This is a genomic window from Sphingomonas gei (genome assembly GCF_004792685.1).
Classification (GTDB): Bacteria; Pseudomonadota; Alphaproteobacteria; order Sphingomonadales; family Sphingomonadaceae; genus Sphingomonas; species Sphingomonas gei.
The window spans coordinates 356,045-368,804 of sequence record NZ_SRXT01000004.1 but is presented as its reverse complement, the minus strand read 5'-3'; the positions used below and the strand labels follow the sequence as shown (position 1 = coordinate 368,804).

Here is a 12,760-nt window from a genome sequence, read left to right as displayed (position 1 = left end):
GTCCCGACTGCCTCCGGCCGTGCGTTCTGCGGCGTTGCAACAAAACGGGACTCGTGACTCTCGGGGGAGGAGACGAGTGACTCGACGCGGCGCAACTCCTGTTCCACAAAGCGCAGGCGACGCAGGACCACGAAGAAGGCCGCGCCGACACCAAGGGCTAACAGGAGCGTCAAAGCGTTCACTGCGTCTCCTTGGCACAGCGGATTCGCGCTGTCGTGGCAAACCAGATGTTCCCGGGGTCCGGAAGGTCAGGTTTGCAGCATGATGGAGAGAATGTCCGATGATCGTATATGGTTCGACGCTGTCGCCCTATGTGCGCAAATGCATGGTGTTCGGGGCCGAAAAAGGGCTGACTCTCGAATTGCAGCAAGCCGGCCTTGGCCGCGGTAGCCCCGATTTCGACGCCGCCAGTCCGTTCGGCAAGATACCGGCCTTCAAGGACGAGGATTTCCTGATCTCGGATTCGTCCGCAATCGTGGCGTATCTCGAAGCCAAATATCCGGAGCCCAATCTGATCCCGCCAGAGCCGCGCGCCCGCGCGCGAACGATCTGGTATGACGAACTGGCCGATACGATGGTGATGGCGGCAGGCACTGCGATCTTCGGCAATCGCTTCGTGCTGCCGCGCGTGCTCAAGCAGCAATGCGACCACGAAGCCGCCGACCACGCCGAACGCGACTTGCTACCGCCGCTGTTCGACTATCTGGAGAAGGTCATCCCGGCGAGCGGCTTCCTCGTCGAGGACCGGCTGACGCTCGCCGATATCGCAGTGGCGAGCCCTTTCGCCACGCTCGGCTGCATCGGCGTGGCGGCGGACGCGTCGCGCTACCCGCGCACCGCCGCCTATATCGCGGCGATATTGGCACGGCCGAGCTTCGCGTCGATTGTCGCGAAGGACCATGCCGTGGTCGCCGCAATGGGCGGACCGGTGACGGCACCGCAGCTGGCCTGAGGCGAGTAGCCAAGCCGCACTCCACGCCCTAAATGCGCGGGATGCGGTTCGCCTTCACCAAATGCCACGGCTCGGGGAATGACTTTCCCCTGATCGATGCGCGCGGGATCACGCTCGACGATTCCGACTGGGCACGCGTGGCGCGCGCACTTGCCGATCGCGACGGGCCGGTGGGGGGTGACGGGCTGTTGCTGCTCGTCGGCGGCGATGGCGGACACGCCTTTGGCATGCGGATGTTCAATTCGGACGGCTCCGAAGCCGAAACCTGCCTCAATGGCCTGCGCTGCGTGGCGCGTGCCGGGTTCGAGGCGCTCGGGCTCAAGACCGCACGGGTAAAGCTCAAGACCAGCTCGGCCGACGTCGCACGGGAGGCCGAACTCGCGCCCGGCGTGGTGACAATTCGCACGATCGTCGGACCAGCCTCGCTCGAGCCGATGGATGTCGGCCTGATCGGCCCGCTGTCCGAACTCCCGAGCACCCGCAGCTTCACGGCGGTGGCGATGCCCAACCCACATCTGGTGACGTTCGTCGACACGATCGACGAAGCCGAACTGGTCGCATTGGGCGAATATTGCGAGGCAGGGCCGGCGTTGATCCCCGGCCGCGCGAACGTGTCGTTCGTCGAGCTGCGGGGCGCCGATCTGTTCGTGCGTACCTTCGAGCGCGGCGTCGGGCTGACCGACAGTTGCGGCAGCGCGATGGCGGCATCGGTGCTCGCCGCGGGACTGACCGGGAGCGTCCCGATCGGCGCGCAAGTGCGGGTGTTCAACAAGGGCGGGCTGGTCCGCGGACGCGCCGACGCCGACCGCATGGTGACGATCAGCGGCAATGCCACTTTCCTCTACGATGCGAGCGTCGAAATCGATCTTCCGGACGAGCGAGCCCAGCCCCCCGAAATCCACGCCCGGCACGAGGACGAAGCCGGGGCATGGAACGCGGCAGTCGCGGCGCTCGGCTGAGCTTGCAAGCCCGGAAGGGCCTGGCTAGCCTGGCTCGATCAGAAGGCCGGACCACCGGCGCCGCGAGAGGAATGCCGATGCCATGGGTCCGTTCGCTAGCAGCCGCGCTGCTGGCACTGCCGCTTTCGCTCGCCGCGCAGGACGTGCCCGAAGCGCAGCTCCCGACAATCGACAAGCCCCTCCCCCCAGCGTCGGACCGCACGCCGCGCGCCAACGTGATGCTCGCCGACTATCGCTACGATGACCTGCTCTGGGAAAACGACCGCACCGCGCACCGCATCTACGGCCATGCGCTCGAAGCCTATGAGCCGCCGTCGGGATCGGGAATCGACAGCTGGGGCAAGAACGTCGCCTGGCCGTTCATGGACCGGCAGCTCAAGAGCGGCGACCAGCACGGCTTTCACGGCGAGGGCCTCGACTATTACAATGTCGGCACGTCGCGCGGCGCGGGCGGGCTGGGCATCTGGCTCGACAACAAATTGTGGACCTCACGCAATTTCACGAAGCACCGCATCCTCCGCAACGGTCCCGACGCTGCCGACTTCGAAGTCGATTATGCGCCGTGGCCGGTCGCTGTGACACGCAAGGTCTGGGAGTCTCGGCGCTTCACGCTGCCGATGGGCACCCACTTCACCCGCATGGTTTCGACCCTCGGTTCGGACAAGCCAGGGCTGCTGGTCGTGGGGATCGGGATCGCCCGCAAACCCACCGGTGCCGAGGGCGAGTTGACCGTCGACAAAGCGCGCGGACTGCTGTCGTGGTGGGGCCCCGAAGAGCGCGGACATGGCCGCATGGCGATCGCCTTGCGCTTCGATCCGTCGATGCTCGTCGATGTCGTCAAGGATGCCGACAATCATCTTGCTTTGCTCCGCGTCACGCCGGGCAAGCCGTTCGTCTATTATTCGGGCTCGGCCTGGAATCTGGGCAATGGCGGCTTCCGCACGCGCGGCGACTGGGACCGCTATGCGGCGGCGGAGCGCGTGACCTTCGCTGCTCCGGCCGCGGGACGATGATCGCCGCGTAGTTCGCCGCCGGCTCAACGCAGCCGGTAATGATCCGCGAGCCGATCGAGCGCGATGCCGAGCACCAGCTTGCCGGCGCGGCTCGGCCATCCCAGCGCCTTCTCCGCGGCTGCCAGCCCTTCGCCGGCGCAGACCACGCGCCACAGCACGTCGGCCAGCCCGGGCCCTGCCGCCGACACCGCCGCGTCGAAGCGGCGTTTCGCGCCGATCTGCGCCAGCGTGGGATCTTCGGCGGGCGCAGCACCGCGCGGTGCGCGCGGGCTGGCGTCCCAGCGCATCGTCACACGCGGGCCCAGCGCCGCGATCTCGTAATCGGTCCGCAGCCGCTCGCCCGCCTCGAATTGCCGCGCATCGACATGCCCGCGCGACCGCAGCCAGCTCAATGGCGACTCGGCAAGGTTGACGGTGACGCTCCGTCGTCCCTGCGCCCGTGCACCGGTTGCGCCAGCCGCATCGATCTTCCGCTCTGCGAGTTCGCGCATTTCGTACTCCTTTCGTTCGATTCGCCGCTATTGCCACGGAGTCCTGTTTGTAGGAAAGAGGAAAAACCAAATCGGTTAGGAGACGGGCGATGATCACCGCCATTCGCGAGGTTCGGCGTGCCAAGGGGCTCACGCTCGACGATGTCGCGCGGCGCTGCGACCCGCCGACCACGGCGCAGACGATCGGCCGGCTCGAGACGGGCACGCGCACCGTCTCGGTCGGTTGGCTCAATCGCATTGCCGCGGCGCTCGGAGTCGACGCGTCGGACCTGGTGCGCCTGCCCGACCGGCCGGAAATCGCCGTTGCCGCGATCCTCGACGGCAGCGGCGCGCAGGCGCCGCGGCGGCCTGCTTCGGTGGTCCCGCCGCGCGGCGAGCCGGGGATGGTCGCCGTCACCGTGGGCGGCGGCATCGGCGATTATCGCGCCGGCGACGAGATCTGGTGCGACCGTCTCGCCCCCGATGGTTATGCCCGCGCGCTCAACCGCGACGTGCTGGTGCCCCGTCCAGCCGGGCGCTTCGTGTTTGGCCGGCTGATCGGGCGCGAAGGCGACAAGCTGCATTTGCTGCCGCTCGGTGCCGGCGCACGCCAGCAGGTAGTGAGCGATCCGCCCTGGATTGCCTGCGCGGTGCGGCTGGTCCGCGCGCTCTAGTCCTTCCGTCGGAGCCCCTTGCCGAGCGCAGCGCGGAGGCGCAGTCTGCGATCAGAAAAGGGCAAAATGCAGGAGGGGACTGCGATGATCAGAACAGCGATGGCAATCGCCGCGGTGGCGATGTTCGCCGTGCCCGCGCTGGCCGAGGACTGGGATTTCGTCCTGGCCAACAACACCGGCAAGCCGATCAAGGGAATCGACATCTCCGCCGCCGGCGCCGGCAGCTGGGTCGCAAACAAGGTCGAGCCCGAGGCGAAGAAGAGCGATACCAAGCCGGGGGGCCGCATGACGGTGCATTTCGACAAGGGCAGCGGCTGCAAATACGACGTCAAGGCGACCTTCGCCGACGACACCAGTGCGATCTGGTCGAACATCAACGTCTGCGACAACGCCTATGTGACGCTCAACTACGCCAATGGCGCGCCGACCTTCAAGGCCAGCTGAGCGACCGGTGCCAGGGGATGGTGGGCGCTGACGGGCTCGAACCGCCGACCCTCTCGGTGTAAACGAGATGCTCTACCAACTGAGCTAAGCGCCCTTGCACCCCGCCGATGCCAAAAGCCGCGTCCCGGGGCAAGGCTTCAAACGAGATAGAGCCCGGCGCGCTTCACCGCGCTGGCATAGCTGCGCATGCCGTCGATCCCCTTGGCGCTCAGTCCGATATAGGCGCGCCGGCGGTCGCTGGGGTCGGCCTGGCGCTCGAACAGCCCCGCTTCGTGCAGCGTGCCGATCCAGCGCAGCGCCGTCGTGGGCGGCACCGCCGCGGCGATGCACAGGCTGGAGACCGACACCTGGCGCCGCTCGAGCTGCGCCGCGAACAAGTCGAGCAGCATGTCCCAGGCCGGGTCGGCGAACAGCTCGTCGGCGAAGAACTGCGCCCGCATTCGCCGTGCGCGGATCACCGAGCGAATCTCCGCAGCGTCGATCTCCACGCCCGGCGCCGGATCGGGCCCGCGATAACCGCTGCCGCGATCGCGCACGCCGACCCGCGGCTCGGCATCGTCGCTGCGGGTCAGCCGCGCCAGCGTCTCGGCGATCCGCGCCACTTCCTCGCTCAATCGGCGCAGGCGGACCGACTCGGCCTCGCGATTGACGTCGTCCATCACGCCGCGGGCATGCCATTTGGCGCCAGCGATCGCGCTGAGCCGCTCGGCACGCGCAGGGTTGCACAGGATCTGGCAATGCGGGCCGAGCAATTGCGCTACGGCGACGTCGACCTGCTCGGGCAGGACCGTCGCAACGATGCCCAGCGAACGTTCGCGCGCCATCGTATCCGCGCGCGCCAATACCAGGTCGAGCAAGGCATCGGGCGCTCCCGCCGCTTCGATCACGATGAGATCGAGTCCATCATAATTGCTGAGATCGGCCGACGCCTCGCCGAAGGATACGCGTTTGCGCGCGGTGCAGCCGGCGAGCGCGAGCGCATCGAGCGCCGCCGCCGCGACATCGGCGCTGTCGGCAATGACCAATGCGGCCGGAGCGCCGCTGGCATAGCCTTGGTTCGGGGCTTCTTGGAGCATGGTCAATCCCGCCATCACCTGCCTCAGGTTCGTCTTCTGTTCCGGAGATGCCGCATGGCCCCGAAACAATTGAGTCCGAATTCCTCCGTTTCGGAGGTTATGAGGCGACCCGCGCGGCGAGTTGGTCGATCAAGCGTCCATTACGGATCGAGTGGCGAGGTACTATTCCCCGTTCCCCCCATCGATCGCAGTCTAGTCGAGCGACTTAACGATCTCTTCCACCATCTTCTTGGCATCGGCCAGAAGCATCATCGTATTGTCGCGGTAAAACAACTCGTTGTCCACACCCGCATAGCCGACCCCGCCCATCGAGCGCTTGATGAACAGCACCGTCTTGGCTTTTTCGACATCGAGCACCGGCATGCCGTAGATCGGCGACGACTTGTCGGTCTTCGCGGCGGGGTTGGTGACGTCGTTGGCGCCGATGACGAAGGCGACATCGGTCTGCGCGAACTCGCTGTTGATGTCCTCGAGCTCGAACACTTCGTCATAGGGCACATTGGCTTCGGCGAGCAGCACGTTCATATGCCCGGGCATGCGGCCCGCAACGGGATGGATGGCGTATTTCACCCGCACGCCATGCGCCTTGAGCTTGTCGCCCATCTCCCTGAGTGCGTGCTGCGCCTGCGCCACGGCCATGCCGTAGCCGGGGACGATGATGACTTGCTCGGCCTGGCTCATCAGGAACGCCGCGTCCTCGGCGCTGCCGCGCTTCCACGGCCGATCGCTCGCCGCTGCGGCCGCGCCGCCGCTGCTGTCGCCGCCAAAGCCGCCGGCGATGACGCTGATGAAGCTGCGGTTCATCGCGCGGCACATGATGTAGCTGAGGATCGCACCCGAGCTGCCGACCAAGGCGCCGGTGACGATCATCGCGGTGTTGTGGAGCGTGAACCCCATCGCCGCCGCGGCCCAGCCCGAATAGGAGTTGAGCATCGACACCACGACCGGCATGTCCGCCCCGCCGATCGGCACGATCAGCAGGAAGCCGATCACAAAGCTCAGCACGGTAATCGTCCAGAAGATCCAGGGCGACTGGTCGGTGACGAAATAGGCGATCAGCCCAAGGATCGAGGCAAGCAGCGCGAGATTGATGACGTGCCGGCCGGGCAGCAGGATCGGCTTGCCGCTCATATTGCCGTTGAGCTTGAGGAACGCGATCACCGATCCGGAGAAAGTGATCGCGCCGATCGCGACGCCGAGCGCCATTTCGATCCGGCTGACCGGCAGGATGGTGATCAGGTCGGGCCCGTAGATCGGCCGGATCACCTGCGCGATGCCGAACGCCAGCGGATTGAGGAACGCGGCTGCGGCGACGAGCACCGCGGCGAGGCCGACGAGGCTGTGGAACGCAGCGACAAGCTGCGGCATTGCGGTCATGGCAATACGGCGGGCAGTGACAATGCCAATGGCAGCGCCGAGCCCGATAGCTCCCAGTATCTCCACCACCACGAGCGGATCCCAGAAGTTCCAGCGATCGTCGATCCTTCCACCACCTGCGTCAAACGGAGGGACGACAACCGGAAGATGCGTCACGAGAGTCGTAACCACCGCGATCGCCATGCCGATCATGCCGAAGCGATTGCCGCGCTGGCTGGTGACGGGGCTCGAAAGCCCGCGCAATGCGAGGATGAAGCAGACGCCCGCGACCAGATAGGCCAGCGACACCCAGGGGCTCACTGCGACGGCATGTTCCATCTCAGCGTACCTTCTTTTTGTACATCGCCAGCATCCGCGCGGTCACCGCGAAGCCGCCGAAGATGTTGACGCTGGCCAGCACCACGGCGAGCAGCCCGAGCCATTTGGAAACCGTGCCCCCATTGCCCAGCCCGGCGGCGGCAGCTGCGATCAGCGCGCCGACGATGATCACCGACGAGATCGCATTGGTCACCGCCATTAATGGCGTGTGCAGCGCCGGCGTGACCGACCAGACGACGTAATAGCCGACGAAGCAGGCCAATACGAAGATCGACAGGATCGAGATGAAGTCCATCGGCTTGCCTTCCCGCTGTTGCGGCTCAATAAAAATTGTACGTCGTACTGGTCATCACGCCGAACGGCTGTCGCGGCATCGCAGCCGAAACGCGAACCAGCATCTTGCCTTCCTGCTCGGCAATCGCAGTGAATTTGGCACCCATCACGGTGAGCTCACGCGGCATCTCAGTCGATTTGAATGAAATCGGCGCGGTCAGCCGGTCGACCTGGCCTTCGCGACCAAAGGCAATCATGAAGCTCTCGCGACTGTAGATGTTGAAATAATTCCGGCGTTCGATCGCTACGAAATATTCGTCGCGCATCGTCTCCGGCGCAACCTCACGATAGGCGGTCTCGGCGATCGGCTTGGGCTTCTTCGGATATTTCCCGGCGAGCGTCAGCAGCCCCTTGGTCTGGCTGACCGCGCTGAACCATCCATCGAAATCGCCATCCCTGTCCGAATCGATCAGGCATGGCTGAAACGACGCGCCGATCAGCTTCTGCTTGGCGACTTCGGCAATGCAGAAGACCTTTGCGCCCTCGGTCCCCGCCGCGATCAGCTGGGTCCCGGAAACCAGCTTCGCTTTACCGCCGCCCAAAGCTATATCGGAACCGAGTTCGGCCAGGCCGGTGGGTAGCAGGCGTTGCTTGAGCACGAACTCGCCGCTGGCCAAGGCCCGGTCGCCCATGGGCGCAGAGGACGGCTGAACGATCCAAAGGCTTTGCAGATCGCGCGACTGAGCATGCCCCATCGAAGGCGTCGCGAGAATCGCCGCGGCAGCCAGGACCTGCGCCAAGGCCGGCCTTTCCGTTCTACCCACCGCCATATCTGACATGCTTCCCCCCATGCGTCGCCGGCTTTCAGCCCTTCAGTCTGTCGTTGACCACCTTACCGCCCTGGGTCAGCCGCACCGCGTTGCCGATTTCCTCGTCGAGCACCGGTCTGCCGGTTTCCTTGTCCCAAAAGGCAGAGAGGAAGTTGAACAAATTGCGCGCGAACAGCGCCGAGGTGTCCGCCGCGAGCCGCGAGGGCACGTTGCGGTGGCCGACGATCTTGACGCCGTGGACGGTCACCACTTCGCCCGCTACCGCGCCCTCGACATTGCCGCCCGCCTCGACCGCGAGGTCGACGATCACGCTGCCCGGCTTCATGCTGGCGATCTGTGCGTCGCTGATCAGCCGCGGTGCGGGCCGCCCCGGGATCAGCGCGGTGGTGATCACGATGTCCTGCTTCGCAATATGCGAAGAGACGAGTTCGGCCTGTGCTGCCTTATATTCGTCGGACATCTCGGTGGCGTAGCCGCCGCTGCCTTCGCCTTCGATGCCCTGGACGTTCTCGACGAAGATGGGTTTCGCACCGAGCGACTGGATCTGCTCCCTGGTCGCCGCGCGCACGTCGGTGGCCGAGACCTGCGCGCCCAGCCGCCGTGCCGTGGCGATCGCCTGCAGCCCGGCGACGCCGACTCCCATCACGAACACCTTGGCGGCGCTCACCGTGCCCGCCGCAGTCATCATCATCGGGAAGGCGCGGCCATATTCGGAAGCGGCGTCGAGCACGGCCTTGTAGCCCGACAGGTTCGATTGCGACGACAGGATGTCCATCGACTGCGCGCGCGTGATCCGCGGCATCAATTCCATCGCCAGTGCCTCGGCGCCGAGCGCGGCATAACGATCGACTCGCGCGCGCTCACCGAACGGGTTAAGCCCGGCGACGATCCACGCGCCCTGCTTCAAACCGGCAAGCTGGTCGGGATCGGGCCCCTGCACGCCGAGCACGATATCGGCATCGGCGAGCACTTGCGCGCGCGCACCGACCGTCGCGCCGGCATCGGCATAGCCCTGATCGGCGATCGACGCCGTCTCGCCCGCACCCGCCTCGACCGCGACGGTGGCCCCCAGCCCGATGAATTTCTTGACGGTCTCGGGAGTCGCGGAGACCCGCCGCTCGCCGGCGGCGGTCTCTTTGAGCACCGCGATCTTCACGTCAGCTGGCGATCATGAAGACGACGAAGGCGCCCACTGCAGCCGACGCGATCGTGCCCCACAGCATCAGCCGGGTGAACCCGCCATAGGTCTCGGCATGGGTCTGGACTTCGGTGCTGCTTTCGCCGGTATCGGCCATGCGACTGGATCCCCTCTGTGCAACGTTTGCCGGACCTTACCCGCCGCACCGCGCTGCCTCAACCCCGGGCAAGAAAACATCGGCGGCGCCCAGGCTTAAGCCCGCCTTTACCCATGGCGATTATGGGATACGACCTGAATTGGGACATTAGGAACAGACGGATGACGCGCAACGGGCAGCGCCTCCTGATGCTGATCGACGACGAGCCGGCGCAGCGCCGCCTCGTCGCGGCCATCGCCGCGCGCCGCGGATGGCGCACGATCTTCGCCGGCGAATCGGAAATCGCGATCGCGACGCTCGGCACCCCCGACGGGATGGCGCTCGATGCGATCATCCTCGACCAGGCTTCGTCCGACGCCGATGCCGCCGCGCTGATCGGCGCGTTGCGCGAGCGGCGCCCGCAGCTGCCCATCCTCGTGCTCACTGCTAACAGCTCGGCCGCCGCCGCGGTCAGCGCGATGCGCGCCGGCGCGACCGATTTCCTCGTCAAGCCGATCGCCGCGGAGCGGCTCCTCGCCGCGCTGGAGGCGGCGGCCGGCGGCCTCACTGCCGGCGAGCTCCGTCCGCTCACCGAAAAGCTCTCGGTCAGCCTAGCCTTCGACGAGATCGTCGGCAGCGCGCCGCAATTCCGCGCCGCATTGGCCATCGCGGCCAAGGCCGCCCGCGCCCGCGTCCCGGTACTGATCGAAGGCGAAAGCGGAGTCGGCAAGGAAGTCGTCGCCGAAGCGATCCACGCCGCGAGCCCGCGCAGCCGCAAGCCGGCGATCGCTGTCAATTGCGGCGCGATCCCCGCCAATCTCGTCGAATCGGAACTGTTCGGACACGAAAAGGGCGCGTTCACCGGCGCGTTCGAGCGCAAGATCGGCCGCTTCCAGGATGCCGATGGCGGCACGCTGTTCCTCGACGAAGTCGGCGAGATGCCGCTCGACGCCCAGGTCAAACTGCTCCGCGTGCTGCAGACCGGCGAAATCCAGCCGCTCGGCGCGCGCCACCCGCGCGAAGTCGACGTCCGAGTGATCGCCGCGACCAACAAGAGCCTGCTCGCCGAAGTCGAGGCGGGGCGCTTTCGCGAAGACCTGTATTACCGGCTCAACGTCGTCCAGGTGACGATCCCCGCGCTGCGCGAGCGCGCCGGCGACATTCCGGCGCTCGCCCGCCACCTGCTCGCGCGAATCGCCGAGCAGCCCGGGCTTCGCCAGATCGGCATCACCGACGACGCGCTGGCCTTGCTCGGCAGCTATGACTGGCCGGGCAATGTCCGCCAGCTCCAGAACGCCTTGTTCCGCGCCGCGGTACTCTGCGAAGGCGACGGGCTTACCCGCGCCGACTTTCCGCAGATCGCCCAGCTTGCCGCTGGTCGCCCCGCCGGCAGCGCGCCGCCGCAGCATGGCTCGGGCAATGCCGGCGTCACCCTGTTCCGCCCCGACGGCAATCTGCGCGCGCTCGACGAGATCGAGGCGGACGTCATCCGGCTCGCGATCGGCCATTATCGCGGGCGGATGACTGAAGTCGCGCGGCGGCTCGGCATCGGCCGCTCGACGCTCTATCGCAAGCTCGGCGAGCTCGGCATCGACCAGAGCGCTGCCTGACGGCTCAGCGCGCGGCGACCGGCCGCGCGCGCCACAGGCTCAGCCCGGGCTGGCGCGCTTCGGTCGTGCCGCCGAGCGGCTGCTCGATCCCCACGGTCACGAGCAGCCTCGCGGGATCATAATCGCCGCGCTTCAGCGTGAAGAAATGCCCGCGCCGCACCAGCAACGCGCGGGCGGCGTGCGCGTCGATGCGTGGCGCGGAGACCAGTCCCTCGGCCCAGCGATCGGAACCGCCTGCGGGATGCGACACGATAACCAGCCTCAGCCGCGCGCGGGCGGCGTCGACATAGTGGCGCGCGGCAACTCCCATCGCGTCCCCCTCGACCAGGAGGACGGCCTGCGGATCGGCCTTCGCCATTGCCGCCACCGCCTGCGGCCACGCTTCGCTTTCCCGCATCGGAAGCCAGCGCAGCGTCGCGCCGACCTGCAGCGCGAGAATCACGGCGATCAGCGCCAGCCGGACCGGACGCGCGCGCTGCCCCGCCAGCGCCACCGCCAGCAGCACGAGCATCGGCCCGGCTGCCCAAAACAAGGTTCGCGGCAGGAAGATCGGCAGCTTCTGGCTCAGCGTCCAGAGCGCGACCGGCGCGCCGACCGCGAGGATCGCGAGCAGCACCACCATGGGACGCCGATCGCGCACGGCGAACCAGCCCAGTCCCCCCAGCCACGCCAAAACGAGCAGCGGCGCCACGGCGATCTTCTCGGCGGCGAGATAGAGCGGGAGATAGATCACCGCGGTCATCTCGAGCGCGGCGCCGGGATCGGGCCGGGCAATCCAGCCGAAGGTCGATGCAGCCGCGCCGGCCTGGCCAAGGCTGATCCAGCCCCACCAGCTCCACAGCAAGGCCACCCCTGCGTTCGCCGCGAGCCACCGCGCCAAAGCCCTCGGATCGCGGCGCAGCAGCCAGAGCATTGCGACATTCGCCAATGCGACGAACACGACCATCGTGGTGTGCGCATAGAGCGCGACCAATGCCGCGAGCGCATAGCCGGCCAGCGGCGCGAGGCGCGGACGCTCGAGATAGGCCCTTATCGCGATGCATCCGAACAGAGCAGCGGTCTGGGCGAGGATATAGCCGCGGACTTCCTGCGAGAAGTCCAGATGCGCCGCCGACGTGGCGAAGAGCGCCGCCGCGAGAAGCCCGGCCCAGCTGCCACCGATCCGCCGCGCGAGCCACCACGCGGCGGCGATGCCGGCGGTTCCAATCGTCACGGAGACCATCTGCACTGCGGTGTCGCCATCGCCGAACAGCGCCATCCAGCCCTTGAGCAACGTGTAATAAAGCGGCGGGTTGGCCTCGCGCGCCATCCAGCCGCTCCACAGCAATTCGAGCGGCTGGTGCGCCAGGGTGACTGCGGCGATCTCGTCGAACCATAGCGAATAGCCCGAGGTGGCAACGCGCAATGCGACGGCGCCGAGCAGGATCGGAACGACGAGCAGATCGCCGCGGCTCCAATCCGCTCTCGCGCCATTCGTCAAAGCCTGTCCC

At 66.9% G+C, this 12,760-nt stretch carries 14 protein-coding genes and 1 tRNA gene; 6 read left to right on the top strand and 9 right to left on the bottom strand.

The features are described from left to right. The first annotated feature begins 280 nt into the window (after positions 1-280). The 3 genes from E5A73_RS11650 (at position 281) to E5A73_RS11640 (ending at position 2,924) form a co-directional block, all read left to right on the top strand. Positions 281-952, top strand: a complete 672-nt coding sequence (locus E5A73_RS11650) for a glutathione S-transferase family protein (protein ID WP_135963990.1) — start codon at positions 281-283, stop codon at positions 950-952. A gap of 41 nt (positions 953-993) precedes the next feature. Continuing rightward, the gene (gene dapF, locus E5A73_RS11645) at positions 994-1,911 is read left to right on the top strand and encodes a diaminopimelate epimerase (RefSeq protein WP_206366468.1); all 918 of its coding nucleotides are present in this window, start codon (positions 994-996) and stop codon (positions 1,909-1,911) included. A gap of 77 nt (positions 1,912-1,988) precedes the next feature. After that, entirely contained in the window at positions 1,989-2,924 is a 936-nt protein-coding gene (locus tag E5A73_RS11640) for a DUF4861 family protein (protein WP_240700144.1), read from the top strand. A gap of 23 nt (positions 2,925-2,947) precedes the next feature. On the opposite strand, the gene E5A73_RS11635 is transcribed toward E5A73_RS11640, so the two are convergent. Beyond that, the gene (locus E5A73_RS11635) at positions 2,948-3,415 is read right to left on the bottom strand and encodes a DUF6456 domain-containing protein (RefSeq protein WP_135963987.1); all 468 of its coding nucleotides are present in this window, start codon (positions 3,413-3,415) and stop codon (positions 2,948-2,950) included. Between the two features lie 89 nt (positions 3,416-3,504). On the opposite strand from E5A73_RS11635, the gene E5A73_RS11630 reads away from it, so the two are divergent. After that, positions 3,505-4,068 (top strand): helix-turn-helix domain-containing protein, encoded by a 564-nt coding sequence (locus tag E5A73_RS11630; RefSeq protein WP_135963986.1) that lies wholly within the window; start codon positions 3,505-3,507, stop codon positions 4,066-4,068. A gap of 84 nt (positions 4,069-4,152) precedes the next feature. Then, a complete protein-coding gene (locus tag E5A73_RS11625) occupies positions 4,153-4,512 on the top strand; it encodes a hypothetical protein (RefSeq protein ID WP_135963985.1) in 360 nt (119 codons plus the stop codon). Positions 4,513-4,530: 18 nt separating this feature from the next. On the opposite strand, the gene E5A73_RS11620 is transcribed toward E5A73_RS11625, so the two are convergent. The 7 genes from E5A73_RS11620 to E5A73_RS11590 all read right to left on the bottom strand — a co-directional run bounded on the left by E5A73_RS11620 (position 4,531) and on the right by E5A73_RS11590 (position 9,681). Beyond that, a tRNA-Val gene (locus tag E5A73_RS11620) sits at positions 4,531-4,606 on the bottom strand. 43 nt (positions 4,607-4,649) lie between these two features. Next, positions 4,650-5,588, bottom strand: a complete 939-nt coding sequence (locus E5A73_RS11615) for a winged helix DNA-binding protein (RefSeq protein WP_168355907.1) — start codon at positions 5,586-5,588, stop codon at positions 4,650-4,652. A 192-nt stretch (positions 5,589-5,780) separates the two neighbouring features. After that, on the bottom strand, positions 5,781-7,283 hold the full coding sequence (locus E5A73_RS11610) for an NAD(P)(+) transhydrogenase (Re/Si-specific) subunit beta (protein ID WP_135963983.1): 1,503 nt from the start codon (positions 7,281-7,283) through the stop codon (positions 5,781-5,783). 1 nt (position 7,284) lies between these two features. After that, positions 7,285-7,578 carry a proton-translocating transhydrogenase family protein gene (locus tag E5A73_RS11605; protein ID WP_135963982.1) on the bottom strand — a complete coding sequence of 98 codons (294 nt, stop codon included), beginning with the start codon at positions 7,576-7,578 and terminating at the stop codon, positions 7,285-7,287. A 25-nt stretch (positions 7,579-7,603) separates the two neighbouring features. Further along, positions 7,604-8,356 (bottom strand): hypothetical protein, encoded by a 753-nt coding sequence (locus tag E5A73_RS11600; RefSeq protein WP_135963981.1) that lies wholly within the window; start codon positions 8,354-8,356, stop codon positions 7,604-7,606. Between the two features lie 64 nt (positions 8,357-8,420). Then, a complete protein-coding gene (locus tag E5A73_RS11595; protein WP_135963980.1) occupies positions 8,421-9,542 on the bottom strand; it encodes a Re/Si-specific NAD(P)(+) transhydrogenase subunit alpha in 1,122 nt (373 codons plus the stop codon). Between the two features lies 1 nt (position 9,543). Further along, positions 9,544-9,681, bottom strand: a complete 138-nt coding sequence (locus E5A73_RS11590; protein ID WP_135963979.1) for an aa3-type cytochrome c oxidase subunit IV — start codon at positions 9,679-9,681, stop codon at positions 9,544-9,546. Between the two features lie 161 nt (positions 9,682-9,842). Between E5A73_RS11590 and E5A73_RS11585 the strand changes: the two genes are divergently transcribed. Further along, a complete protein-coding gene (locus E5A73_RS11585) occupies positions 9,843-11,270 on the top strand; it encodes a sigma-54-dependent transcriptional regulator (RefSeq protein WP_135963978.1) in 1,428 nt (475 codons plus the stop codon). 4 nt (positions 11,271-11,274) lie between these two features. On the opposite strand, the gene E5A73_RS11580 is transcribed toward E5A73_RS11585, so the two are convergent. Next, a complete protein-coding gene (locus E5A73_RS11580; protein WP_135963977.1) occupies positions 11,275-12,750 on the bottom strand; it encodes a glycosyltransferase family 39 protein in 1,476 nt (491 codons plus the stop codon). Positions 12,751-12,760: the final 10 nt, after the last annotated feature.

What these genes read in the sequence shown, in the direction of transcription:
- E5A73_RS11635 (WP_135963987.1), bottom strand. Translation starts at nt 3,415, where the DNA reads ATGCGCGAACTCGCAGAGCGGAAGATCGATGCGGCTGGCGCAACCGGT.
- dapF (WP_206366468.1), top strand. Translation starts at nt 994, where the DNA reads ATGCGGTTCGCCTTCACCAAATGCCACGGCTCGGGGAATGACTTTCCC.
- E5A73_RS11630 (WP_135963986.1), top strand. Translation starts at nt 3,505, where the DNA reads ATGATCACCGCCATTCGCGAGGTTCGGCGTGCCAAGGGGCTCACGCTC.
- E5A73_RS11590 (WP_135963979.1), bottom strand. Translation starts at nt 9,681, where the DNA reads ATGGCCGATACCGGCGAAAGCAGCACCGAAGTCCAGACCCATGCCGAG.
- E5A73_RS11615 (WP_168355907.1), bottom strand. Translation starts at nt 5,588, where the DNA reads ATGCTCCAAGAAGCCCCGAACCAAGGCTATGCCAGCGGCGCTCCGGCC.
- E5A73_RS11585 (WP_135963978.1), top strand. Translation starts at nt 9,843, where the DNA reads ATGACGCGCAACGGGCAGCGCCTCCTGATGCTGATCGACGACGAGCCG.
- E5A73_RS11625 (WP_135963985.1), top strand. Translation starts at nt 4,153, where the DNA reads ATGATCAGAACAGCGATGGCAATCGCCGCGGTGGCGATGTTCGCCGTG.
- E5A73_RS11610 (WP_135963983.1), bottom strand. Translation starts at nt 7,283, where the DNA reads ATGGAACATGCCGTCGCAGTGAGCCCCTGGGTGTCGCTGGCCTATCTG.
- E5A73_RS11640 (WP_240700144.1), top strand. Translation starts at nt 1,989, where the DNA reads ATGCCATGGGTCCGTTCGCTAGCAGCCGCGCTGCTGGCACTGCCGCTT.
- E5A73_RS11650 (WP_135963990.1), top strand. Translation starts at nt 281, where the DNA reads ATGATCGTATATGGTTCGACGCTGTCGCCCTATGTGCGCAAATGCATG.
- E5A73_RS11605 (WP_135963982.1), bottom strand. Translation starts at nt 7,578, where the DNA reads ATGGACTTCATCTCGATCCTGTCGATCTTCGTATTGGCCTGCTTCGTC.